The sequence below is a fragment of the Pseudomonas sp. genome, from assembly GCF_017744435.1.
GTDB lineage: Bacteria > Pseudomonadota > Gammaproteobacteria > Pseudomonadales > Pseudomonadaceae > Aquipseudomonas.
This window is the reverse complement of sequence record NZ_JAGIBG010000021.1, coordinates 41,966-64,945: the sequence shown is the minus strand read 5'-3', so window position 1 is coordinate 64,945 and position 22,980 is coordinate 41,966. Positions and strand designations below refer to the sequence as shown.

The following is a 22,980-nucleotide window of genomic DNA, read 5'->3' as shown; positions in this document are numbered from 1 at the left end:
GGCCTCCTTACAGCTCGATGCTCATGCCATCGAAGGCGACTTCGACGCCGCGGCGCTGGACTTCGGCGCGCTCGGGGGAATCTTCATCGAGGATCGGGTTGGTGTTGTTGATGTGGACAAGCACCTTGCGCTGGCGCGGGAAGCCGTCGAGCACTTCGAGCATGCCACCGGGGCCGTTCTGCGCCAGGTGGCCCATCTCGCGGCCGGTACGGGTGCCGACACCGCGGCGCTGCATTTCATCATCCTCCCACAGCGTGCCGTCGACCAGCAGGCAGTCGGCGCCGTGCATCATCTGCAGCAGCTTGGCATCGACCTGGCCGAGGCCGGGGGCGTAGAACAGCTTGCCGCCGGTGCGCGTGTCCTCGACCAGCAGGCCGAGGTTGTCGCCCGGGTGCGGGTCGAAGCGGTGCGGCGAGTAGGGCGGTGCTGCGCTACGCAGAGGAAACGGGGTGAACCTGAGGTTGGGGCAGGCGTCGATGACGAAACTGCCTTCAAGCTCGATGCGGTTCCACTGCAGGCCACCGTTCCAGTGGCTGAGCATGTTGAACAGCGGGAAGCCGGTGGTCAGGTCCTGGTGGACCATGTCGGTGCACCAGACCTGGTGCGGGCAGCCTTCGCGCAGGCTGAGCAGGCCGGTGGTGTGGTCGATCTGGCTGTCGAGCAGGACGATGGCGTTGATGCCGGTGTCGCGCAGGGCACGCGCCGGCTGCATCGGCGCGAAGGCCTGGAGCTGGGCGCGGATGTCGGGCGAGGCATTGCACAGGATCCAGTGCTCACCGTCGTCGGACAGGGCGATGGACGACTGGGTGCGCGCGGTGGCACGCAGGCTGCCGTCGCGATAGCCCTTGCAGTTGACGCAGTTGCAGTTCCACTGCGGGAAACCACCACCGGCGGCGGAACCGAGAATCTGGATGTACATGGCCACTCCTTCTGCGAAAAGCCGTATCGGAAAAACGACGACGCCCCGGCGGGCCGAGGCGTCGAGCCGCAAAGCAAGGCTTAGCGGTTGGCGAAGTACATGGTCACTTCGAAGCCGATACGCAGGTCAGTGTATGCAGGTTTGGTCCACATGGGCGTTCTCCTTCCGGATGGGGTTGGGGTGCTTCAGCTACGGGTTGGGTACCGCCTCGGGCAGGAGGTTCCCTTGGCTGAGATAGCGTTATCTTACAAGAAAAATTTGTACTGAAAGGTTAATTCTTTGATAAGCGCCCTTGCAGTAAACGTAACAATCCCCGCGAGATCAGTGCCAGGACGCATCGGGCGCGGCGCTGTTGGCCAGGCAAAGCCAGGCGCAATCGGGGCCGAGCAGGTCACGTAGCAGGTCGTCCAGATCCGCTTGTTGCGTCAACAGAATAGACCGCTGCAGCGCAAGCAGGTCGGCGGGCTGTGTGGCCAGGTGTGTCTGCCATGCCCATTCGGCGACCTCGGCGTTGGCCATGGCAGGCTCATCGAACTGCTCGGCCAGTGCCTGACGAGCATGGCTATCGAGTGTGATGCCCTGGCCCAGAAGTTCGCGCAGGTGATCGAGGATTTCGGCCTGGCTGGCATGTGGCGACTGCACACCGAACAGCAGGCCACCGATACCTTCGACCTGACGAAAGGTACTGAAAACGGCATAGCCAAGTTGCAGTTCGACCCGCAGTCGTTGATACACCGGGCCTTGCAGCAGCTGGGCCAGAAGACGACCACAGGCTTGCTGCCCGGCTGAGAGTGGGCAGAACAGCAGCAGGGCATTTTCACTGCCTGGCACCTCGGCATGGTGCCAGCGATGGCCGGTCCAGAGGGCGGCAGGCGTGGGCACCGCACCTCGCCCTGGGCAGCCCTGCAGCACTGCGCCCAATGCCTGCTCGGCGCTGGTGTCGAAGCCCACGGCCAGGCCCTGCCAGCGGCTATGCTGCCAGGCGCCGTCGAGCAGCGCTTGGTCGGGGGTGCTGGACGGTATTGCGGCGGGGCGGGTGCCGAGCACGGCATCAGGTAACTGATTGATCAACGCCCTGATCGGTATCAGGGCGGGCGCCTGAGGTGGCGATGGTTGCCAGTTGGAGGGCGCCTGCATCAGCGCCAACGCTTGGCCCATGGCGCGTACCACGGCTGCTGGATGGCCAGCGCAACGTAGCTGCCAGTATTCGCCAGACGCGTTGAACTGCAGTTGCACGCAGGCCTGCTCGCAACGTACCTGCATGGGGTGCAAGGCGTGTTCAAGTATGCCCTGCAGACGTTGGCGTAATGCCGATGGCATGTACCAGCGCAGATAAAGTGCTGCGTATTGCCTGGTGGGGGGAAGCAGGTCGCTCATGGCCAGCGCAGGGGGAAGTTCTGCAGTTTTAACAGTGGGTAGTTCATCGAACAACAACGGCTCTGCCGTTGGCAGTTGCCATTGCCCGTATGCGTGACGAGGCAGCTGTTCAAGCAGCGCTTCGAGCGCGACCAGCGCTTGTGTATCCAGTGCCGCAAACGGCTGCCCGGCGCTATCGCGGCGGGCCAGCTCCAGTGCGCTGGCGCTGCGTTCGCGACGTTGTTGCAAACGGCCAAACGCGCCGTTGAGTTGGGCGGGTTCTGCCTGGCGGAAGAAGTCGAACCAGCCGTGCAGCAGCTTCAGCGCCTCATCAGTGTCGGCATCCGGGGCGAGCTTCAGGTCGATGTGCCAGAGCAGTTGCCCGGCGAAGGCATATAACTTCTCGACCTTGCACCCTTTAAGCCAGTCACGTCGCTCCAGAGCCTCCAGCCAACTGCCGGGGCGGTTGTCACCGAGGTTGGCGATCAGCAGCTCCAGCGCCTGTTCCGCACCTTCGGGCAGGCCCTCGTGGGCGAACAGTAGCGGCTTGTTGGCGGTCAAGGCAGGTGGCAAGGTTTGCGGCACAGGGGCGCCTGTTTCGAAGACCCCGGCGTATAGCCTGCCGAGTTGCTCCAGTTCATCCAGTGGCTGTGGGCCACAGAGACTCAGGGTGATCTGGCCGCCCTGGTAGAAACGTTGATGAAAGCCCGTGAGCGCTTGCTGGAAGGCAATATTGCGCAACGCGAGGGAATAGCGATTGCCCGCATGAAAGCCGATCAGCGGATGATTGCCAGCCACAGATTGCAGCAAGGCAAATTGCTGCTGTGCCTGCGGGTTGCGTGACCAGGCGATGAATTCGGCGTGGATGACTTCACGCTCGCGGCTTTGCCGTTCGATGCCCAGGTCCGGTTCGGCAAGCATCTGGCACAGGCGTTCCAGGCCACCGGCCAACGCAGCAGGCGGTACTTCGAAGAAGAAATCGGTGGTGCGCTCGCGGGTGCTGGCATTGACCTGACCGCCCAGGGACTGGACGTAGCGCATCAGGCCGTCTTCCAGAGGGAAGTGTGCGGTGCCGAGGAAGAACAGGTGTTCGAGGAAGTGGGCCAGGCCCGGCCATGCGGCTGGAGCGTCGTGGCTGCCCGCATGCACCCTCAAGGCGGCCGCCGAGCGCTTCAGGCGCGGGGCATGGCGCAGGGTCAGCTGCAAGCCGTTGGCGAGGGTGAGGTGGCGGGTGGTGTCAGGCATGGGAACTCCGGGGCAGGTGTTCATGCTAACCCATTTGCAAGGCAGGCCTGGCCCATTCGCGGCGGTGCGGCGTCCCGACACGCCCGCTCCCACAGGAATAGCGTTGACCACACGATCACGCGGTCCCTGTGGGAGCGGGCGTGCCCGCGAATGGGCCGCAAAGCGGCCCTTGTCAGCCCTGACGCAGGTGCAACTCCTGACGCAGATCGGTCAGGTAAGGAAATGCCTCACGCCCCCGCACCACCCGCTCATGCTCCAGCTCAGCCAGCAACTGGCACTCATCGCGCCCGGCCATGGCCAGCAGGCTGCCATCGGGCCCGATGATGCTGCTCTGCCCACAGTAGTGGATCTCGTCTTCGGCCCCGCAGTAGTTGGCATACACCAGGTAGCACTGGTTCTCCTGCGCCCGCGAGCGCACGGTCACCTGGCAGACGAAGTCGTACGGCGTCATGTTCGCCGTCGGCACCAGGATCAGTTCGGCACCTGCCAGCGCCAGGCGCCGGGCGTTCTCCGGGAATTCGATGTCGTAGCAGATCAGCATGCCGACCTTCCAGCCTTCCAGCTCGACCACCGGGAAATGGTCGGCGCCAGGGCTGAACATCGCCCGGTCCAGCTCGCCGAACAGATGCGTCTTGCGGTAATTGCACAGGCTGCGGCCATGGGCATCGATCAACTGCACGCTGTTGTAGATCGCCCCGTCATCGGCGCGCTCCGGGTAGCCGTAGACGATGGCGATACGGTGCGCCTGGGCGATCTCCACCACCTCCATGGCCGAGGGCCCATCGTCGGCCTCGGCCAGCCGTTCAACCTGTGCCAGGCCGATGTTGTAGCCGCTCAGGAACATCTCCGGGCACACCAGCAATTGCGCGCCACGCTCGGCCGCCAGCTGCGCCTGGTGACGCAGCCGTTGCAGGTTGCCGGGCACGTCCAGCGGGTTGGGTGCGCCCTGGAACAGAGCGATGCGCATGCTGCCTCCTTGGTTTCAGTCAGCCAGGGCGATGGGCCCGATCTCGTCGAACACATCACCCGGGCCTGGGTTGTCCGGGTGGGTGTGGCCACCGAAGTGGTTCATGATACCCCACACCGCATTCAACGACGTCTGCACCGCACCTTCAACCCAGGCCGGGGTCCACGACACGTCGTCACCGGCAATGAACATGCCGCGCTGCTCGGCGGGCATGTCCCGCTGCATGAAGTGCGCATACATGCGCTGGTTGTAGCGGTAGTGGCCCGGCAGCGCGCCCTTGAAGGCACCGAGGAAGTGCGGGTCGGCCTCCCAGGAAATGGTGATCGGGTCGCCGATGATGTGCCCGGCGATGTCGGTCTTGGGGTAGATCTTCTTCAGCGCGTCCAGGGCCAGTTGCACGCGCTTTTCCACCGGATGAGGCAGCATCTTCAGGGCATCGCTCATCCAGGCGTAGGACAGGCAGATCACCCCCGGTTTGTCGTCACCGTTGTCGAACAGATAGGTACCGCGGGTGAGGCGATCGGTGAGGGTCATGCTCATCAGGTCGCGGCCAGTCTGCGGGTCCTTGTCCTTCCAGAACGGCCGGTCGACCATGACGAAGGTCTTCGACGACTGCATGTAGCGGGTGCGGTCCAGGGCCATCCACATCTTCTGCGAGAACAGCGACTCTTCGCAGTCGATCTGGGTGGTCAGCAGCCAGCTCTGGCAGGTGGCGAGCACCGCGCTGTAGTGGCGGGTATCGCCCCAGTTGTCAGTGACTGCCAGGCGCCCATCGGCCGCGCGGGCGATGCGCTTGACCCCGGTGCGCGGTGCGCCGCCATGCAGCGAACTCAGGCTGGTGCCAGCCGGCCAATGGGCGCAGCGCTCTGGCACATGGCGCCAGATGCCTTGAGGGACTTGCTCCACGCCTCCGACGATCAGGTGCTGGTGGTCGTCGCAGTTGGTCATGACCACGCGGAAGATTTCCAGCATCGAGTTGGGGAAGTCCGAGTCCCAGCCGCCGGTGCCGAATCCGACCTGGCCGAACACTTCGCGGTGCTGGAAGCTCAGCTGGGCGAACGAGCGCGAGGTAGCGACGAAGTCGTAGAAGGTTCGGTCGTCCCACAGGGGCACCAGCTTGTTCCACAATTCTTTGAGCCGAGGTACGTCACGGTCACGGATCGCCTGCTGGATATCGGCGAACCGGGCACCGCTTTCCAGCGCATCCGCCCAGGCGTCGGCCACTTCATGGAACAGTTTCGGCAGGTCACTGGCCTTTTCGGCGTAGTAGGTCTGGCCTTCGAGGTCGATCACCGTGCTGCCCGATGCGGACGTCAGCGGGTTGGGGAAGGGCCTGGTTTCCAGGCCCAGCTTGTCGACATAGTGGTAGAAGGCGGTGGAGGACACCGGAAAGCGCATGCCGCCGAGTTCGGCGATGATGCCGTCGGTGCCGTTGAAGGCCTGCGAACGCAGCCGCCCGCCGAGCTTCGAGGCCTCGTATACCACGGGCTTGAGGCCCAGCTTCATCAATTCGTAGGCCGCGACCAGGCCGGCGATGCCGGCGCCGACGATGGCGACTTCCTCACCATGGCGCTTGGCTGGAATGCTACCCAGGCCGGCCGGGTGTTCCAGCCAGTCGTCGAAGGCGAAGGGGAAGTCTGGGCCGAAGATAGTGATGGGCTGTTTGCCGTCGGCGGGGTGGCGGTTTTTCTTGTTCATGAAGTGACCTTGCCAGAGCGGCTGCGCGAGGGGCGGAGCCTGAGTATAGGAGATGGCTGGGGGTCATTTTATGAAGCGGGGTGTTCGTAATTAAGATGCAGAATGATGGCGTAATGTAGTTTTTTTCGTCGCTATGACCATAACTACATCAGTTTTAACGATCAGCTGATTGCTGCAAGGTGCTCCACCGTTTCCGGGAATTTTTGTACCAGGCGGATCAAGGCAATGGCTTGGGCATTCGGCTTGGAGCGACCTTGCTCCCAGTTCTCCAGCGTTCGGGCATTGGTCCGCAGATAGTTTGCGAAGAGCGCTCTGGACATGTTCAGTTGCTGGCGCAGCTCAAGCAGCTCGTTGGGAGCCAGTGGCGCGAGTTCCTCGTAATTTACCTTGTGTGAGCGCAGGGTCATTTTCCCTGCACGCTCCTCGGCCAGGGCTTCGAAGCCTTCGCTGAGTTCAGTGAAGAGGTTGCGGGGCATGGTGTGTCCTCATCAGGTATTCACGTTCGAGCATGGTTTTCAGCGTCTTGCGCTGTTGATCTGTCAGGTCATCCTGCATGTCTTTCCCGTAAAGGGTGAACAACCAGAACTGCATGCCCGATAGCCAGTAGTAGTAAATGGCGCGGATGCCCCCTCGTTTTCCCTTGTGCCTGAGGGGATCAGAAAACCGGATTTTTCTAAGCCCTCCGGTTCCTCTGATGACATCGCCTGCATCTGGGCAGCTCAACAAGATCTGCTGTAGGCAGCGGAACTGCTCTTCGCTGAGGTACTCGGACCGGTGGCGTTCAAAAGGTGGCAACTCAACAAAAAACGCGTCCATGGCATGTACGTAATCTGCGTATAGTTTGGATGGGTAAGAGAAGCCCGTCAATGGGCTTTCTTTCCAGCCTATACGCGTCGGCGCGCTGAGGGAGCGTCATTGAATTGCAGCTTGTAACGCCTGTAGGAAGTGTCGGGATTACCCTGTAAGACTTTGGCAGTCTGACGGATCAGGCAGGCTGCCCGCGATCAACCTTGCTGCTGAGGATGATCGACGTGGTGGTCTTCTCCACCCCCTCGACGCTGCCAATCTGGTCCAGCAGCTGGTCGAGTTGCTCCGGCGAATCGCTGCGCAACCAGGCCACGTAATCGAACTCGCCACTCACCGCGCACAGCTGCTGCACCTGCCCCATGGCACTCAGGCGACGTACCACTTCCTTGCCGGAGCGTGGCTGCACCTTGATCCCGACATAGGCCTGCAGCCCACCGCCAATCAGGCGCTGGCCAAGGCGCACGCCATAGCCGGTGATGACCTTGTTCTTTTCCAGCCGCTCCAGGCGCGAGTTGACCGTGGTGCGGGCGATGCCGAGCTGGCGGGCGAGGGTGGCGACGCTTTCGCGGGCGTTGATCTGCAGCAGGGCGATCAGCTGGCGGTCGATTTCGTCGAGGGTGATGGGGCGGGAATCCGACATGGCGAGTCTCTACGGAGGGTCCGCTAGCCTAGCCAGCCGTAGACAAGCAGGGCAAGCCCTGAAACTGTCATCTTTCGAGCACAAAAAAACCGCGCATCGGCGCGGCTTTCGTCATGGCTGGTGGGCCCACACGGACTCGAACCGTGGACCAAAGGATTATGAGTCCTCTGCTCTAACCGACTGAGCTATAGGCCCTCAGTAAGTGCCCGGATTATAACGAGGGTTTTGAAAGCGTGCCATCCGAAAGATCAGACAGTGCTATACGAAGAAACGTCGCTGCGAACTCGTCCGGCGGCAATGGCAGGCTGACGATGTAGCCCTGGATCTGCTCGCAGCCCTCGGCTGCAAGGAAGCGTTGCTGTGCCTGGTTCTCCACGCCCTCGGCGATGATCGTCAATTGCATGCTGCGCCCCAGTGCGATGATGGCGCGGGCGATGGCGGCATCGTGCGGGTCGTCCGGCAGGCCGCGGATGAATGACTTGTCGATCTTGAGGATATCCAGCGGCAGGCGCTTGAGGTAGCTCAGCGATGAGTAGCCGGTGCCGAAGTCGTCGATCGCCAGCTGTACGCCCAGCTGCTTGAGCTGATGCAATACGGCCAAGGCCTCTTCGGCCTGGCTCATGATGAAGTTCTCGGTGATTTCCAGCTGCAGGTCACCTGCTTTCAGCTGGTAGACCTTCAACAGATGCTCGATGCGTTTGGCGAGGTTGGGGTGGCGCAGCTGCGCGCCCGCCAGGTTGATCGACAGTGGCCCAAAGGCTTGATAAGCCTTCTTCCAGCGGTGCATCTGCTGGCAAGCCTGTTCCAGCACCCAGTCGCCCAGCTGGAGAATGGTGCCGTTCTCTTCGGCCAGGTGAATGAAATGCTCGGGCGGCACCTCGCCGAACGTCGGGTGGCTCCAGCGAATCAGTGCTTCGGCCCCGACCAGGGTCTGGGTCTTGAGGCTCAACTTGGGCTGGAAGCTCAGGCTCATCTCGTTCCGCTCGATGGCGCGGCGCAATTCGTGTTCCATGGCGATGCGTTCGCTGGCCTGCACGGTCAGGTCACGGGTGTAGGCTTCCACGCGGTTGCGGCCTTTGGCCTTGGAGCGATACATGGCAGCGTCGGCGTTGCGGATCAGCGTGGCGACGTCGGTGCCATCCTGTGGGTAGAGGCTGGTGCCGATGCTGGCGCTGGTGAAGAACTCGTGCTCGCCGGCCTGGAACGGGGCGACGAAGCAGGCCAGCAGCTTGTTGGCGATGGCATGGGCATCGCTGGGCTTGTGCAGGCCGGGCAGCAGGATGATGAACTCGTCACCACCCAGGCGGGCCACGGTGTCGACGTCGCGCACCTGCTCCTTGAGACGCTGGGCGATGCCTTTGAGCAACAGGTCGCCAACCGGGTGGCCGAGGCTGTCGTTGATGTGTTTGAAACGGTCCAGGTCGAGGAACAGCACCGCACCCTGGCGGTTGGAGACCTGCGAGCAGGTCAGTACGGCCTGCAGCCGGTTTTCGAAGAGGGCGCGGTTGGGCAGGCCGGTCAGCGGGTCGTGGTGGGCCTGGTAATCGAGTTTGGCCTGGGCGTGCTTGAGGCTGGAAATGTCGGCGAACACGGCGACGAAGTGGGTGATTTCGCGCTCGTTGTTGCGTACGGCGCTGATGGTCAGCCAGCCGGGATACAGCTCGCCATTCTTGCGCTTGTTGTAGATCTCGCCCTGCCAGTGACCTTCAGCGGTGAGCTGGTGCCACATGGCGGCGTAGAAAGCGCTGTCATGCTGACCGGAGGCGAGCAGGCGCGGGGTTTGGCCGAGTGCTTCGATCTCGCTGTAGCCGGTGATCTCGCTGAAGGCACGGTTGACTGCGCTGATGCGTTGGTCGGTGTCGGTGATCAGCACGCCTTCAGCGGTATTTTCGAACACGGTGGCAGCCAGTTGCAGCTTTTCCTGCATCAGGTGGCGTTCGGTGATGTCGCGGGCAATGGTCAGCATGCAGTCGACGCCACCGATCGGCAGTGGCCGAGCCGACAGCTCGCAGAGACGAATCTGCCCGTCGCTGCGGCGCAGGTGGCAACTGAAGTCACGCACGAAGCCATCACGGCCAAGCTGGTCAATCAGGCGCTTGCGTTCGTTGAGATCGACCCAGATCCCCAGGTCGAACGAGGTCTGATCGATAGGTTGGTTGAACTCGTAACCGGTCAGGCGGCAGAAGCCCTCGTTGACCTCCAGCAGAAGGCCATCGCTCTGGCGCGACAGCAGCAGGCCGTCAGGTGAGGCGTGGAAGGCCTTGGCGAACTTTTCCTCGGAGGTCTGCAACTGTTGCTGGGTTTCCTTGAGCTGGTTGATGTCGCGAACGGCCACGACCAGCGCCAGGGTGCCGTCAAGCTCGAAAGTCTCGGCGGAGGTCAGGCCGGTGAACAACTGGCCGTTGCTGCGGCGGAAGGTCATTTCGATGTTGCGGATGCCGCCTTGGTGCAGGCGTTCGAGCAGCCTCGGGCCCATGCCTTCGATGCCCCACAAATTGAGCTCGGTGGCGGTACGGCCGATCACTTCTCCCGGTGAAAGGCCGATCTGCTCTTCGAAGGCTTCATTGACCTCGAGCAGCACGCCATCGCTGTGCCGTGCGATCAGCAGAATGTCCGGGCACTGCTCGAACACCGAGGCGAACTTCTGCTCCGACAGACGCAGCGCGTCTTCGGTGCGCTTGGTCTCGCTGATGTCAATCATCAAGCCGCGCATCACGGGTCGATGGCCGTGTTCGATCATGCTGACGATGTTGCGTACCCAGAGCGGCTGGCCGTCGGCGCGCATCACGCGGTAGTCGAGGCTGTGATCACGCCCTGCAGCGGTTTCGCTTTCGCAGAAGGCCTGGGCCCAGAGCGCATCGTCGGGGTGCAGGATGCTGCGCCAGAAACCGGGCTTGAGCCAGTCGTGCAGGGGATAGCCCAGCAAGTCTTCGGCATGCGGCGAGACATAGCTGTAGGTGAAGTCGTTGGCGTCGGCCTCCCAGGCAATTGCCGACAGGCTCTCGATCAGGCCGCGGTAGTGGTATTCGCTGCTGCGCAGCTCCTGTTCCAGGGCGATGCGCCGGGAGATTTCCGAACTGAGCCGGCGGTTGATGCGGATGACCACGGCGAGAATGGCGATCAGCAGCAGGACGGCGGGCAGGCCATAGAGCAGGGTGTCACGCCAGAAGCTGCGCTGGTCGACCACGTTGCCAACCCAGCGCTGCTGGATATGGCTGACTTCATCGCTGGACATGTCGGCCATCACCTTGTCGAGGATGCCGATCAGTACATGCTGGTCACGGGGCGCGGCCATTGCCAATTGATAGCGATAGGGCGTTTCGCCGCTCACGTACAGCCCTTCGAGCTTGAGCTGGCGCAAGCTCCAGATGCTCGAGGCGAGGTCGCCGACCACGGCGTCCACCGCGTCGGTGGCCAGTGCCTGCAGGGTCGAGCTGACATTGGGCATCGCCACCAGGTTGAGGTCCGGGTGGTGGGTGCGTAGCAGTTCATGGGGCGCGTAGTTTTCCACCACGGCGACCTTCAGCCCGTACAAGTCCTTGAGCGTGCGCGGTTGCGGGCCGCCTTCATGGGCCAGGATGACGATGGGGAAATCGAGGTAGGGGCGGGTGAATGCCAGGTAGCCCTGACGTTCCGGCGTCGACATGATGCCGGGCAGCAGGTCGATACGGCCTTCGCGCGCCTGCTGCAGCACTTCGGTCCAGCTGCTGGGCTCGACCGGCTTCAGTGATACTCCCAGGCGATCCTGGAGCAAGGCGATGTAATCGGCGGCCAATCCCTGGTACCGGCCTTCCTGGTCACGAAACTCGAATGGTGGCCAGGAAGCGTCGACGCCCAGTCTCAACTGCGGGTGGGCAGCGAGCCAGGTTTTTTCCTCGTCTGTCAGGGTCAGGGCGCCGGCCGTTGTGTTCCACAGCATCAGGAGCAACAACAGAATGGCCGGCATCGGCAGCATAGCGGCCTCGCATTCAGTTGGTCTGAAGTCGAGTGTAGACGGGCATTCAGCCAGCCGAGCGGCCGATCACAACTATTTGTCGGATAAGAAAAACCCCGGCCTGGGCCGGGGTTTGTCATCACTCGTCGAGGAAGGAGCGCAGGTGCTCGCTGCGAGTCGGGTGGCGCAATTTGCGCAACGCCTTCGCTTCGATCTGACGGATCCGCTCACGGGTCACGTCGAACTGCTTGCCCACCTCTTCGAGGGTGTGGTCGGTGTTCATGTCGATACCGAAGCGCATGCGCAGCACCTTGGCTTCGCGTGCGGTCAGGCCCGAGAGCACGTCACGGGTCGCTTCCTTGAGGCTTTCGACCGTGGCCACGTCGATCGGGGACTGCATGGTCGAGTCCTCGATGAAGTCGCCCAGGTGCGAATCTTCGTCGTCACCGATCGGGGTTTCCATGGAGATCGGCTCTTTGGCGATCTTCAATACCTTGCGGATCTTGTCCTCAGGCATTTCCATGCGCTCGCCGAGCTCTTCCGGGGTCGGTTCACGGCCCATTTCCTGCAGCATCTGGCGGGAAATACGGTTGAGCTTGTTGATCGTCTCGATCATGTGCACCGGAATACGGATGGTGCGCGCCTGGTCGGCGATCGAGCGGGTGATCGCCTGGCGGATCCACCAGGTGGCGTAGGTCGAGAACTTGTAGCCACGACGGTATTCGAACTTGTCCACCGCCTTCATCAGGCCGATGTTGCCTTCCTGGATCAGGTCGAGGAACTGCAGGCCACGGTTGGTGTACTTCTTGGCGATGGAGATCACCAGACGCAGGTTCGCCTCGACCATTTCTTTCTTGGCGCGGCGGGCTTTCGCCTCACCGATGGACATGCGACGGTTGATTTCCTTGATCTCGGCAACGGTCAGGCCGGTCTCGGTCTCGAGGTCGATCAACTTCTGCTGGCAGGCGACGATGGCGGCGTCCTTTTCACCCAGGGCAGCAGCCCACTTGGTGCTGCGCTTGGCCAGGTCACCGGACCAGGTCTGGTCGGTTTCGTTGCTCGGGAACAGGCGCAGGAAGTCGGCACGCGGCATGCGGGCGTCACGCACGCACAGCTGCATGATCGCGCGCTCTTGCTGACGCAGGCGGTTCAGGGCATCGCGCACGCGCTCGACGAGGACGTCGAACTGCTTCGGCACCAGCTTGATCGGCATGAACAGGTCAGCCAGGGCCTGCAGGGCCTCGATGCTTTCCTTGACGTTGCGGCCGCCTTTCTTCAGGACCTTGTTGGTGGCCTGGAGCTGGTCGGCAACGGCGCCGAAGCGCTGGGCTGCAACGACCGGATCAGGACCGCTTTCGGCCTCTTCCTCGTCGTCACTGCCTTCACTTTCTTCGTCTTCGTCGTCCGACTCTTCCTTGGCCGCAGGGGCCTTGGCGCCAGGTACTGGCACTTCTTCGGTCGGTGCGGCGATGTTGTCGTCAGGGTCGATGTAACCGCTGAGAACGTCGGACAGGCGGCCGCCTTCGGCGGTGACGCGGTCGTATTCGCCGAGGATGTAGTCGACAGTGCCCGGGAAGTGAGCGATGGCGCCCATGACTTCACGGATGCCTTCCTCGATCCGCTTGGCGATTTCGATCTCGCCTTCGCGGGTCAGCAGCTCGACGGTACCCATTTCGCGCATGTACATGCGCACCGGGTCGGTCGTGCGGCCGATATCGGTTTCAACTGCCGCCAACGCAGCAGCGGCTTCTTCGGCCGCGGCTTCGTCGGTGTCGGCTTCCGCCAACAGAAGGGCATCCGCATCCGGAGCACTCTCGAATACGTTGATCCCCATGTCGTTGATCATGCGGATGATGTCTTCCACCTGTTCCGGATCTGAAATATCCTCAGGCAGGTGGTCGTTGACCTCCGCGTAAGTCAGGTAGCCCTGCTCACGACCGCGGGTGATCAACTCTTTGATACGAGACTGCTGTTGCGCTTTTCCGGACATAACACCCTATCCACTGAAGGTCTTGGCGGGCAAAAAACAAGCCGAGGATTATACCCGAGCATGGGCCTCACGCGCCAGATGAGGTCGGCGTTTGTGCGGGAACATTCCGGCTCAGCAGGGCGAGGAGCTGTGATTTTTCCTCGCTGGTCAATTCGCTTTGACGTGATTTCCTGAGCAGTTGTTCCAGGCTGCGCTCGCGTTGGCGGGCGGACAAGCTAGTTATAGTGTCGAAAAACTGTTGTTCAAGGTTGTCGGCCACGATCAGCCATTCCTTTTCTGCCAGGGCCCGCAGCAGGCGGCCTTGTTCAGTGCCGTGCCAACGTGCGATCAGCTGCATTGAGCTTAGCCCAGGATTCTTCTGCGCAGCTTCGATCAAGGCCACCAGCAACTGGCTGTACAGGTGCTCTTCGTCGGCGAAGTGGCTGGCATCCTCGACCTTGCCGGCCAGCAGCGGGTGGTGCAGCAAGGTGCGCAGGGCGGCCAGGGTCGGTGGTTCGACCGGTGCCGGCACCCGCGGCGGTGCTTCGTCGCGCTGCTGCCATGGTTTGCCGCCCTTGCGGTTCTTGTCCCAGGGCTTGTCGCTCCACTGTTTTTTGCCCCCGCCTTTGTTCGGTTTCCACTCCGGTTCCTGATGAGCGGGAGCGTAGTCGTGCTGTGGCATGTCGCCGTAGTCGGGGGTGAAGCTGGCCATGGCATCGTAGTCATAGCCAGGGTCGTAGTCCGGCACACTGCTGGCCGCCGGCGCCTGTTGCGCCAGTTGCTCGACCTGCTGTGGGTCCAGGCCGGTGATTTCCTTCAGGCGGTTGCGCATCAGCTGACGCAGGTTGGCGCCGGGGATCTTTTCGATCAACGGTGCGGCCAGGGTCGCCATATGTGCCTTGCCTTCCAGCGAGCGCGGGTCGGCTTCGTTGCTCAGCTGCTCGAAGAAATAGTCGGCCAGTGGCTGCGCGTGCTGGTTGATCCGCGCCCTGAAGGCGTCGGTGCCTTCGGCACGTACCAGGCTGTCCGGGTCTTCGCCTTCGGGCAGGAACAGGAAGCGCGCACGGCGGCCATCCTGCAGTGCCGAGAGGGTCGATTCCAGTGCGCGCCAGGCGGCCTTGCGCCCGGCCTGGTCGCCATCGAAGCAGAACAGCACGCTGGGCACCACGCGGAACAGGCGCTTGAGGTGCTCTTCGCTGGTCGCGGTGCCGAGGGTGGCCACGGCATTGCGCAGGCCTTGCTGGGCCAGGGCGATCACGTCCATGTAGCCCTCGACGACAATGATCTCGTCGAGGTTGCGGTTGTGCTTGCGTGCCTCGTACAGCCCGTAGAGTTCCTGGCCCTTGTGGAACACCGGGGTTTCCGGGGAGTTGAGGTACTTGGGCTTGTCGTCGCCCAGTACCCGGCCGCCAAAGGCGATGATGCGCCCGCGGCTGTCGCGGATCGGGAACATTACTCGGTCGCGGAAGCGGTCATAGCGCTTGCCGCTTTCGGCGTTCTCGATCAGCAGGCCGGCGTCGATCATCACCTTCTGTTGCAGGGTGTCGGCGCCCAGGTGCTTGAGCAGGTTGTCCCAGCCGGGCGGCGCGAAGCCCAGGCCGAAGTCGCGGGCGATTTCGCCCGACAGGCCGCGACCCTTGAGGTAGTCCACCGCCGCCTTGCGGGTCGGATGGCTGCGCAGGGCCTGGCGGTAGAACTCCGAGGCGGCATCCAGCAAGGGGTACAGCGGCGAATCAGTTGGCTGGCGCGGCTTGTTGTCGCGACGGCCTTGTTCCCTGGGCACTTCCATGCCGGCCGCGCGGGCCAGTTCCTCGACGGCCTGGGGGAAGTCCAGGTTGTCGTGGTCCATGACGAAGCCGAGGGCATTGCCGCCGGCGCCGCAGCCGAAGCAGTAGTAGAACTGCTTGTCGGGGCTGACCGTGAAGGAAGGTGTCTTTTCCTTGTGGAACGGGCAGCAGGCGGAGTAGTTCTTGCCGGTCTTTTTCAGCTGAACGCGCGAACTCACCACGTCGACAATGTCGAGGCGGTTGATCAGGTCGTCGATGAAGCTTTGGGGAATCAGCCCGGCCATGGCAGTCTCGTCATCTGGCAACTGGCAAGTCTAATCGCTAACGCGCCGCAGAGGGGCGAATGCTTAGTAGGGGGAAATGCGAGGGAATGTGTGCTCGTCGGTAGCCGCAAGGGCCCGTCAGTCAGGACGTGCACGCCTGGCCGAAACCAGATCTGACGCTTTGATGCATTTGCCCACTGCAGGTTGCGACGGGCGCCTTGGGCTAGCTGCTCAAGGTTTGAAGCAAGCCGCTGCCATCGGCCCGGCGGTGAGCCGGGCAGGGCAGAAGCTCTAGCGTAGAACGTCTGTATTAGTACAGACGAACGGCGCGGCGCTGTTCGCGCTGAACTTTCTTGGCGTGACGCTTAACAGCAGCAGCTGCTTTGCGCTTACGCTCGGCGGTCGGCTTCTCGTAAAACTCGCGGCTACGAACTTCAGCCAGTACACCGGCTTTTTCGCAGGAGCGCTTGAAACGACGCAGAGCTACGTCGAAGGGTTCGTTCTCTTTAACTTTGACGGCTGGCATCCAGGGCTACCTTAATTCATTACCGGGGTAGACGTGCTCCTGGCAAAACAAAAGGTGTGCTGGAGAACGTCGGTTTTCAAGGGTTGCGGATGTTAACCCTTAGTACGCCGGAATGCAAAGCCTCTGATCGAAAACCGCTGGTCGGCACCCGGCACGGGGACTATCATGCGCGGCTTCGAATTCAGCCCCCACAAGGGACGAGCCCATGCTAGTACTGGGATTGGAAACATCCTGCGACGAAACCGGCGTCGCATTATACGACAGTGAGCGCGGTTTGTTAGCCGACGCGCTGTTCAGTCAGATCGACCTGCACCGCGTGTTCGGCGGCGTGGTACCCGAGCTCGCCTCGCGCGACCACGTCAAGCGCATGCTGCCGCTCATCCGCCAGGTGCTGGAGGAGGCGGGCTGCGTTGCCACCGAGATCGACGCCATCGCCTACACCGCGGGTCCTGGCCTGGTCGGTGCGCTGCTGGTCGGCGCCTCGTGCGCCCAGGCCCTGGCCTTCGCCTGGGATATCCCGGCAATCGGCGTACACCATATGGAAGGCCACCTGCTGGCACCGATGCTGGAGGAAAACCCGCCCGAGTTTCCGTTCGTCGCTTTGTTGGTTTCCGGCGGCCACACCCAGCTGGTGCGGGTGGATGGCATCGGTCAATACGAGCTGCTGGGCGAGAGCCTCGACGATGCGGCTGGCGAAGCGTTCGACAAGACCGCCAAGCTGATCGGCCTCAATTACCCAGGGGGCCCGGAAATCGCGCGCCTGGCTGAACAGGGTGTGCCTGGGCGCTTCGTGTTCCCGCGGCCGATGACCGATCGGCCGGGCCTTGAGTTCAGCTTCAGCGGCCTCAAGACCTTCGCCTTGAACACCTGGCAGCAGTGCAAGAATGCTGGCGACGACAACGAGCAAACCCGTTGCGACGTGTCCCTGGCATTCCAGCAGGCGGTGGTGGAGACTCTGACCATCAAGTGCAAGCGCGCCCTCAAGCAGACTGGCCTCAAGCGCCTGGTCATCGCCGGTGGCGTGAGTGCCAACAAGGCGTTGCGCGCCTCGCTGGAAGACATGCTGGCCGGTCTCAAGGGCAACGTGTACTACGCGCGTCCGCAGTTCTGCACCGATAACGGCGCAATGATCGCCTATGCCGGTTGCCAGCGCCTGTTGTCCGGGCAGCAGCAGGACCTGGCGATCAGCGTGCAGGCGCGCTGGCCGATGGAGCAGCTGCCGCCGGTGTGAAGGCTTGCGGGCGCGTCAGAAATGCCTTTCGCGCCCGGCAAACAAATCGCGCAGATTGTTGCGGTGGCGCCAGACGATCATCACCGTGAGCACGGCGATCGGCAGCAGCGCCTCCGGCTCGCGCCAGGCCAGCAGTGGCAAGGTCAGCGGGGTCGCGACAAGCGCTGCCAGCGAGCTGGTACGCGTGAGGTAGAAGGTCAGCAGCCAGGCGCCGATGGCCAGCAGTGCGGCCGGGAAATACAGGCCCATGAGCATGCCGGCGGCGGTGGCGACGCCTTTGCCGCCGCGAAAGCGGAAGTACAGCGGAAACAGGTGGCCGAGCACTGCGCAGACACCGACCCAGGCCTGCTCCTGCAGGCCAAGGCCGGCAGCGCGGGCGAGCAAAACCGGCAACAGGCCCTTGCACAGGTCGCCAAGCAGGGTCAGGATCGCCAGTTTACGGCCTGCCAGGCGCAGCATGTTGGTGGCGCCGGCATTGCCCGAACCGCTGGAACGCGGGTCCGGGCTGCCCGAAAGGCGGCTGAGGACGATGGCGAAGGACAGCGAGCCGAGCAGGTAGGCGAGCAGCGCCAATAACCAAAACATGCTAACTATTCCGGGCGAGGACGCCCTGATTCTAACGGCGCCAGTCGCCCTTGTCGTGCTGTGGAGAAAAGTGCTTGGACAGAGTGTTCATCGAAGGCCTGGAAGTCGATACCGTCATCGGTGCCTATGACTGGGAACGGGATATTCGCCAGTGCCTGCGCCTGGACCTGAGTTTTGCCTGGGACAACCGCCCGGCAGCGGCCGGTGATGACCTGAACCTGGCGCTCGACTACGCCAGTGTTTCGGCAAGGGTCCAGGCATTTGCCGAACAGGCGCGCTTTGAACTGGTGGAAACCTTTGCCGAGCGCCTGGTGGCGACGCTGATGGAAGAGTTCCACATTCCCTGGGTTCGGTTGAAGCTGACCAAGCCGGGTGCCGTTCCCGCCGCCCGTGGCGGTGTTGGCGTGGAGATCGAGCGCGGATGTCTCTGAGCACGGTTTATCTGGGCCTTGGCAGCAATATCGATCGCCACCAGCACCTGTGTGCGGGGCTCGATGCGTTGGCGGCCATTCTCAGCGACATGCAATGTTCCCCGGCGTTCGAGAGCCAGGCGGTGGGGATCAAGAGCGGACCGTTCATCAACTTCGTGGTCACCGGCAAGACCGATCTGCCACTGATGGAGCTGGATCGCCGGCTCAAGTTCATCGAGGCGGACAACGGTCGCTATGCACCGGATCGCAAGGGCCTGCCGCTGGATATCGATGTACTCATGTATGACGACCTGCATGGCACGTTCGATGGGCTGGTGCTGCCTCGGGCGGAGATCCTGAAGAATGCCTTCGTGCTGTGGCCGTTGTCGCTGCTGGCGCCGGAGCTTGTGCATCCCGGGGCCGGGAAAAGCATGGCGCAGTTGTGGCAGGAGGCGCGGATCGACCAGGTGTTGGCGCCTGTTGCTTTCGAATGGCGGGGAGTGCAGCTGACCCAGGCGTGAGCCTGTACCGGCCCTTTCGCGGCTAAAGCCGCTCCCACAGGGACCGCATAAGCCTTGGCATCATGCAGTCCCTGTGGGAGCGGCTTTAGCCGCGAAAGGGCCAGTGTGGTCAGCCCGACTTGTAAGCCTCGAGCGCTTTCAGCCGCTCACTTTTGAGGGCCTCGCCCAGGCCTTGGCCGGTCAATCCGGCTTCCACCAGTGGCTTCACATCCACCGCCCGTGCCGCTGCTGCTGCCTCGCGCAGATACTGGGCCTGTGGATAACCTTCAGGTACGGCCATTTCACACGCGGCAATGAAATCTTCAATACGCTGCGGTCGTCGATAAACGTCGAACTTCTGCAGCATTTCCAGCAAGTTTGCAGGCGTTAACTGCAACGCGTCGTCAGCCCGCCCGGCAAACTCACCCACCAGCACGGCCAGTTCCTGGCATTCACGCGGCGCCTTGAAACGCTGGTTGAGCGCTTTGATCGCTGCTGGCTCCAGCCCGCGAAGCAAGCACGCCCAGCGCACCGCCAATGGCTGCTGGTGCTCAGCCGCCCGCTGCAGTGCCGCCAGGGTATCCCCGCCATGCTCCAGTTCGGGCATCAATTCTTTCAGGGCGCCACAGGCGCGCAGCACCTGGATGAACACCTGCGGCTGGCTTTCCATCAGCGCTCGCTCGATCTCCTTCCAGCTGCGTTCGGCGGTCAGCGCCTGCAGTTCGCCTGATTCGGCGATCTGGCGCATCAATGCCAATGTTTCATCGGCGACCTGAAAACCCAGGGGGGCATAGCGCGCTGCAAAGCGGGCAACGCGCAGTACACGCAGGGGATCTTCGGCGAACGCGGGGGAAACATGGCGCAGAATGCGTTGTTCAAGGTCGGCCTGACCGTGGTAGGGATCGTACACAGTGCCCTGTTCATCTTCGGCCATCGCATTGATGGTCAGGTCCCGGCGGATCAGGTCTTCTTCCAGCGTCACGTCGGGGCTTGCGTGAAAAGTGAACCCGCCGTAACCACGCCCGCTCTTGCGCTCGGTGCGCGCCAGGGCATATTCCTCGCCGGTCTTTGGATGCAGGAAAACCGGGAAATCAGCGCCGACCGGGCGAAAACCCTGGGCGTGCATTTCTTCGACCGTGGCGCCGACCACCAGCCAGTCGATATCGCTGACCGGGCTCCCGAGCAGGCGGTCGCGTACTGCGCCGCCGACTTTGTAGATGTGCATGTGCAGCCTCCATTACTACCCACAGGATACCCTGTCGGCAGCAATGGCGGTGCATCAGAGGTGGTGGATGACGGCGAGGTCCATGCGCCCGTAGTCGCCGCTCTCGGCATGCTCCCCACGGGGTGGCATGTGATGGGTCTTGACCACCTGGTCGCCCTGTACGGTCTCCAGGTGGATATCGAAGCCCCACAGGCGGTGCAGATGCTTGAGCACTTCCTCGGTGGAATCGCCCAGCGGTTTGCGGTTGTGCTGCTGGTGGCGCAAGGTCAGCGAGCGATCGCCACGGCGGTCGATGCTCCAGATCTGCACGTTGGGCTCGCGGTTGCCGAGGTTGTACTGGGCTGCCAGTTGCTCGCGAATGATTCGGTAGCCGGCCTCGTCATGGATGGCCGGTACCAGCAGGTCGTCGCGCTGGTCGTCATCGAGGATACTGAACAGCTTCAGGTCACGCATCACCTTGGGTGACAGATACTGCAGGATGAAGCTCTCGTCCTTGAAGCTGCTCATGGCAAACTTGATGGTAGAGAGCCAGTCACTGCCGGCAATGTCGGGGAACCAGCGGCGATCTTCCTCGGTCGGGTTTTCGCACATGCGGCGGATGTCGGTGTACATGGCAAAGCCCAGCGCATAGGGGTTTATGCCGCTGTAATACGGGCTGTCGAACCCGGGCTGGAACACCACGCTGGTGTGCGACTGCAGGAACTCCATCATGAAGCCTTCGGTGATCAGGCCCTCGTCGTACAGGTCGTTCATCAGGGTGTAGTGCCAGAACGTCGCCCAACCTTCGTTCATCACCTGGGTCTGGCGCTGTGGGTAGAAGTACTGGGCGATCTTGCGCACGATGCGCACCACTTCGCGCTGCCAGGGTTCGAGCAGCGGGGCGTTCTTCTCGATGAAGTAGAGGATGTTTTCCTGCGGTTCGGAGGGGAACCGCGCATCGTCGCGCTCGCCGCCTTTTTCGGCACTCTTTGGAATGGTGCGCCACAGGTCATTGATCTGCCGCTGCAGGTGTTCTTCACGGTCTTTCTGGCGCCGGCGTTCTTCTTCGGCGGAGATCGGATAGGGGCGCTTGTAACGATCCACGCCGTAGTTCATCAGCGCGTGGCAGGAGTCGATCAGGTCTTCCACGGCATCGATGCCGTGGCGTTCTTCGCATTGAGCGATGTACTGCTTGGCGAACACCAGGTAGTCGATGATCGACGTGGCGTCGGTCCAGGTGCGGAACAGGTAGTTGCCCTTGAAGAAACTGTTGTGGCCATAGCAAGCATGGGCGATCACCAGTGCCTGCATGCACATGGTGTTTTCTTCCATCAGGTAGGCGATGCACGGATCGGAATTGATCACGATCTCGTAGGCCAGGCCCATCTGGCCCCGGCTGTAGGACTTCTCGGTACTGAGGAACTGCTTGCCGTAGGACCAGTGGTGATAACCCAGCGGCATACCGACGGAAGCGTAGGCGTCCATCATCTGCTCGGCGGTGATCACCTCGATCTGGTTGGGGTAGGTATCCAGTGCGTAACGCTCGGCCAGCCGGCTGATTTCCCGGTCGTAGGTCTGGATCAGCTCGAACGTCCACTCGGACCCGGTGGAAATGGGTTGGCGTCTCTGTGCTCTGGCGGTCATGTGGCTAACCTGCGCTGGAAGAGTTCACGGAAGACCGGGTAGATATCGCCGGCCGATACCAACTGCTGCTGGGCGAACGTGTCGGGGAAGGCCTCGCCGATTCGCTCGTACTCGTACCACAACGCCTGGTGTTCACGCGGGGTGATCTCAACGTAAGTGTAGTACTGCACATGCGGCATGATCTGCTTGGACAGGATCTCGCGGCAGATCGGCGAGTCGTCGTTCCAGTTGTCGCCGTCGGAGGCCTGGGCGGCATAGATGTTCCAGTCGGCGGCCGGGTAACGTTCAGCCATGATTTCCTGCATCATCTTCAGCGCACTGGAAACGATGGTGCCGCCGGTTTCCCGGGAGTAGAAGAACTCTTCCTCGTCGACTTCGCGGGCGCTGGTGTGGTGGCGGATGAACACCACCTCGATGCGGTCGTAGTTACGCTTGAGGAACAGGTACAGCAGGATGAAGAAGCGTTTGGCGATGTCCTTGGTGGCCTGGGTCATCGAGCCGGACACGTCCATCAGGCAGAACATCACTGCCTTGGAACTGGGATTGGGTTGCTTGACCAGCAGGTTGTACTTGAGGTCGAAGGTGTCGAGGAAGGGCAGGCGGTTGATGCGTGCCTTGAGCCGCTCGATTTCCTGTTCGACTTCCTGGATGTCGGTGAAGTTGTCGGGTTCCTCGACTTTCAGCCGGTCCAGTTCCTTCTGTGCTTCGCGCAGCAGTGCACGGCTGCTGCCGGTCAGGGCAATGCGCCGGGCGTGGGCCGAGCGCAGGGTGCGGACGATGTTGATGCGGGACGGGTTACCTTCGTTGGCGATACCGGCTCGCACGGTCTTGAAGGTGTCGGCGCCGGTCAGGTGGCGTTTGACCAGGTTGGGCAATTCGAGGTCTTCGAACATGAATTCGAGGAACTCTTCCTGGGTAATCTGGAAGACGAAATCGTCCATGCCCTCGCCGGAGTTGCCGGCCTTGCCGCGGCCGCTGCCGCCCCCGCCGCCCTGGGGCCGGGGGATGTGCTCGCCGGCGGTGAATTCCTTGTTGCCTGGGTGCACGATGGTCTGTTTGCCGCCACGACCATGGTGCAGCACCGGTTCATCGATGTCCCGTCCCGGAATGCTGATCTGTTCACCGTGTTCCATATCCATGATGGAACGGCGGCTCACGGCCTCTTCAACGGCCTTCTTGATGTGTTCACGGTAACGCCGCAGGAAGCGCTGGCGGTTGACCGTGCTCTTGTTCTTGCCGTTCAGGCGTCGGTCGATAACGTAGCTCATGGTCCCTCCGGTAGCTGGGAGCAGCTG

Annotated in this window: 19 protein-coding genes and 1 tRNA gene; 3 read left to right on the top strand and 17 right to left on the bottom strand. The window is 62.4% G+C overall.

The window, feature by feature from the left end:
- Positions 1 to 7: 7 nt before the first annotated feature.
- The 13 genes from pqqB to rpsU form a co-directional block, all read right to left on the bottom strand.
- The gene (gene pqqB, locus J7573_RS15850) at positions 8 to 919 is read right to left on the bottom strand and encodes a pyrroloquinoline quinone biosynthesis protein PqqB (RefSeq protein ID WP_294337064.1); all 912 of its coding nucleotides are present in this window, start codon (positions 917 to 919) and stop codon (positions 8 to 10) included.
- A gap of 80 nt (positions 920 to 999) precedes the next feature.
- On the bottom strand, positions 1,000 to 1,071 hold the full coding sequence (gene pqqA, locus J7573_RS15845; protein ID WP_003243383.1) for a pyrroloquinoline quinone precursor peptide PqqA: 72 nt from the start codon (positions 1,069 to 1,071) through the stop codon (positions 1,000 to 1,002).
- 169 nt (positions 1,072 to 1,240) lie between these two features.
- Positions 1,241 to 3,520, bottom strand: a complete 2,280-nt coding sequence (pqqF, locus tag J7573_RS15840; RefSeq protein WP_294337062.1) for a pyrroloquinoline quinone biosynthesis protein PqqF — start codon at positions 3,518 to 3,520, stop codon at positions 1,241 to 1,243.
- 172 nt (positions 3,521 to 3,692) lie between these two features.
- A complete protein-coding gene (locus J7573_RS15835) occupies positions 3,693 to 4,487 on the bottom strand; it encodes a carbon-nitrogen hydrolase family protein (RefSeq protein WP_294337060.1) in 795 nt (264 codons plus the stop codon).
- A 15-nt stretch (positions 4,488 to 4,502) separates the two neighbouring features.
- Entirely contained in the window at positions 4,503 to 6,185 is a 1,683-nt protein-coding gene (locus J7573_RS15830; protein WP_294337055.1) for an NAD(P)/FAD-dependent oxidoreductase, read from the bottom strand.
- 161 nt (positions 6,186 to 6,346) lie between these two features.
- Entirely contained in the window at positions 6,347 to 6,661 is a 315-nt protein-coding gene (locus J7573_RS15825) for a transcriptional regulator (protein ID WP_294337052.1), read from the bottom strand.
- On the bottom strand, positions 6,639 to 7,001 hold the full coding sequence (locus J7573_RS15820; RefSeq protein WP_294337050.1) for a toxin: 363 nt from the start codon (positions 6,999 to 7,001) through the stop codon (positions 6,639 to 6,641). The genes J7573_RS15825 and J7573_RS15820 overlap by 23 nt, the downstream gene beginning before the upstream one ends.
- A gap of 169 nt (positions 7,002 to 7,170) precedes the next feature.
- Positions 7,171 to 7,632 (bottom strand): Lrp/AsnC family transcriptional regulator, encoded by a 462-nt coding sequence (locus J7573_RS15815; RefSeq protein ID WP_152957982.1) that lies wholly within the window; start codon positions 7,630 to 7,632, stop codon positions 7,171 to 7,173.
- Between the two features lie 118 nt (positions 7,633 to 7,750).
- A tRNA-Ile gene (locus J7573_RS15810) sits at positions 7,751 to 7,827 on the bottom strand.
- Between the two features lie 16 nt (positions 7,828 to 7,843).
- Positions 7,844 to 11,587 (bottom strand): bifunctional diguanylate cyclase/phosphodiesterase, encoded by a 3,744-nt coding sequence (locus tag J7573_RS15805; protein ID WP_294337044.1) that lies wholly within the window; start codon positions 11,585 to 11,587, stop codon positions 7,844 to 7,846.
- 118 nt (positions 11,588 to 11,705) lie between these two features.
- Entirely contained in the window at positions 11,706 to 13,556 is a 1,851-nt protein-coding gene (rpoD, locus tag J7573_RS15800) for an RNA polymerase sigma factor RpoD (protein ID WP_294337042.1), read from the bottom strand.
- A gap of 67 nt (positions 13,557 to 13,623) precedes the next feature.
- The gene (gene dnaG / locus J7573_RS15795; protein WP_294337040.1) at positions 13,624 to 15,606 is read right to left on the bottom strand and encodes a DNA primase; all 1,983 of its coding nucleotides are present in this window, start codon (positions 15,604 to 15,606) and stop codon (positions 13,624 to 13,626) included.
- 289 nt (positions 15,607 to 15,895) lie between these two features.
- The gene (gene rpsU, locus J7573_RS15790) at positions 15,896 to 16,111 is read right to left on the bottom strand and encodes a 30S ribosomal protein S21 (RefSeq protein WP_003255575.1); all 216 of its coding nucleotides are present in this window, start codon (positions 16,109 to 16,111) and stop codon (positions 15,896 to 15,898) included.
- Positions 16,112 to 16,316: 205 nt separating this feature from the next.
- On the opposite strand from rpsU, the gene tsaD reads away from it, so the two are divergent.
- Positions 16,317 to 17,342, top strand: a complete 1,026-nt coding sequence (gene tsaD / locus J7573_RS15785) for a tRNA (adenosine(37)-N6)-threonylcarbamoyltransferase complex transferase subunit TsaD (RefSeq protein ID WP_294336953.1) — start codon at positions 16,317 to 16,319, stop codon at positions 17,340 to 17,342.
- Positions 17,343 to 17,357: 15 nt separating this feature from the next.
- Here tsaD and plsY read toward each other — a convergent pair whose 3' ends face one another.
- Positions 17,358 to 17,927 (bottom strand): glycerol-3-phosphate 1-O-acyltransferase PlsY, encoded by a 570-nt coding sequence (gene plsY, locus J7573_RS15780; protein WP_054885227.1) that lies wholly within the window; start codon positions 17,925 to 17,927, stop codon positions 17,358 to 17,360.
- A gap of 74 nt (positions 17,928 to 18,001) precedes the next feature.
- Between plsY and folB the strand changes: the two genes are divergently transcribed.
- Both folB and folK read left to right on the top strand, forming a co-directional pair.
- On the top strand, positions 18,002 to 18,358 hold the full coding sequence (gene folB, locus J7573_RS15775; protein ID WP_027917471.1) for a dihydroneopterin aldolase: 357 nt from the start codon (positions 18,002 to 18,004) through the stop codon (positions 18,356 to 18,358).
- Entirely contained in the window at positions 18,349 to 18,858 is a 510-nt protein-coding gene (gene folK / locus J7573_RS15770) for a 2-amino-4-hydroxy-6-hydroxymethyldihydropteridine diphosphokinase (protein WP_294336948.1), read from the top strand. Before folB ends, folK begins: the two co-directional genes overlap by 10 nt.
- A 109-nt stretch (positions 18,859 to 18,967) precedes the next feature.
- On the opposite strand, the gene J7573_RS15765 is transcribed toward folK, so the two are convergent.
- From J7573_RS15765 to J7573_RS15755, 3 genes are read right to left on the bottom strand one after another with little or no spacing between them, the layout of a single operon-like run.
- On the bottom strand, positions 18,968 to 20,062 hold the full coding sequence (locus J7573_RS15765) for a multifunctional CCA addition/repair protein (protein WP_294336946.1): 1,095 nt from the start codon (positions 20,060 to 20,062) through the stop codon (positions 18,968 to 18,970).
- A 54-nt stretch (positions 20,063 to 20,116) separates the two neighbouring features.
- Entirely contained in the window at positions 20,117 to 21,685 is a 1,569-nt protein-coding gene (locus tag J7573_RS15760) for a SpoVR family protein (protein WP_110639247.1), read from the bottom strand.
- Entirely contained in the window at positions 21,682 to 22,953 is a 1,272-nt protein-coding gene (locus J7573_RS15755) for a YeaH/YhbH family protein (protein ID WP_103448722.1), read from the bottom strand. Before J7573_RS15755 ends, J7573_RS15760 begins: the two co-directional genes overlap by 4 nt.
- Positions 22,954 to 22,980 lie beyond the last annotated feature (27 nt).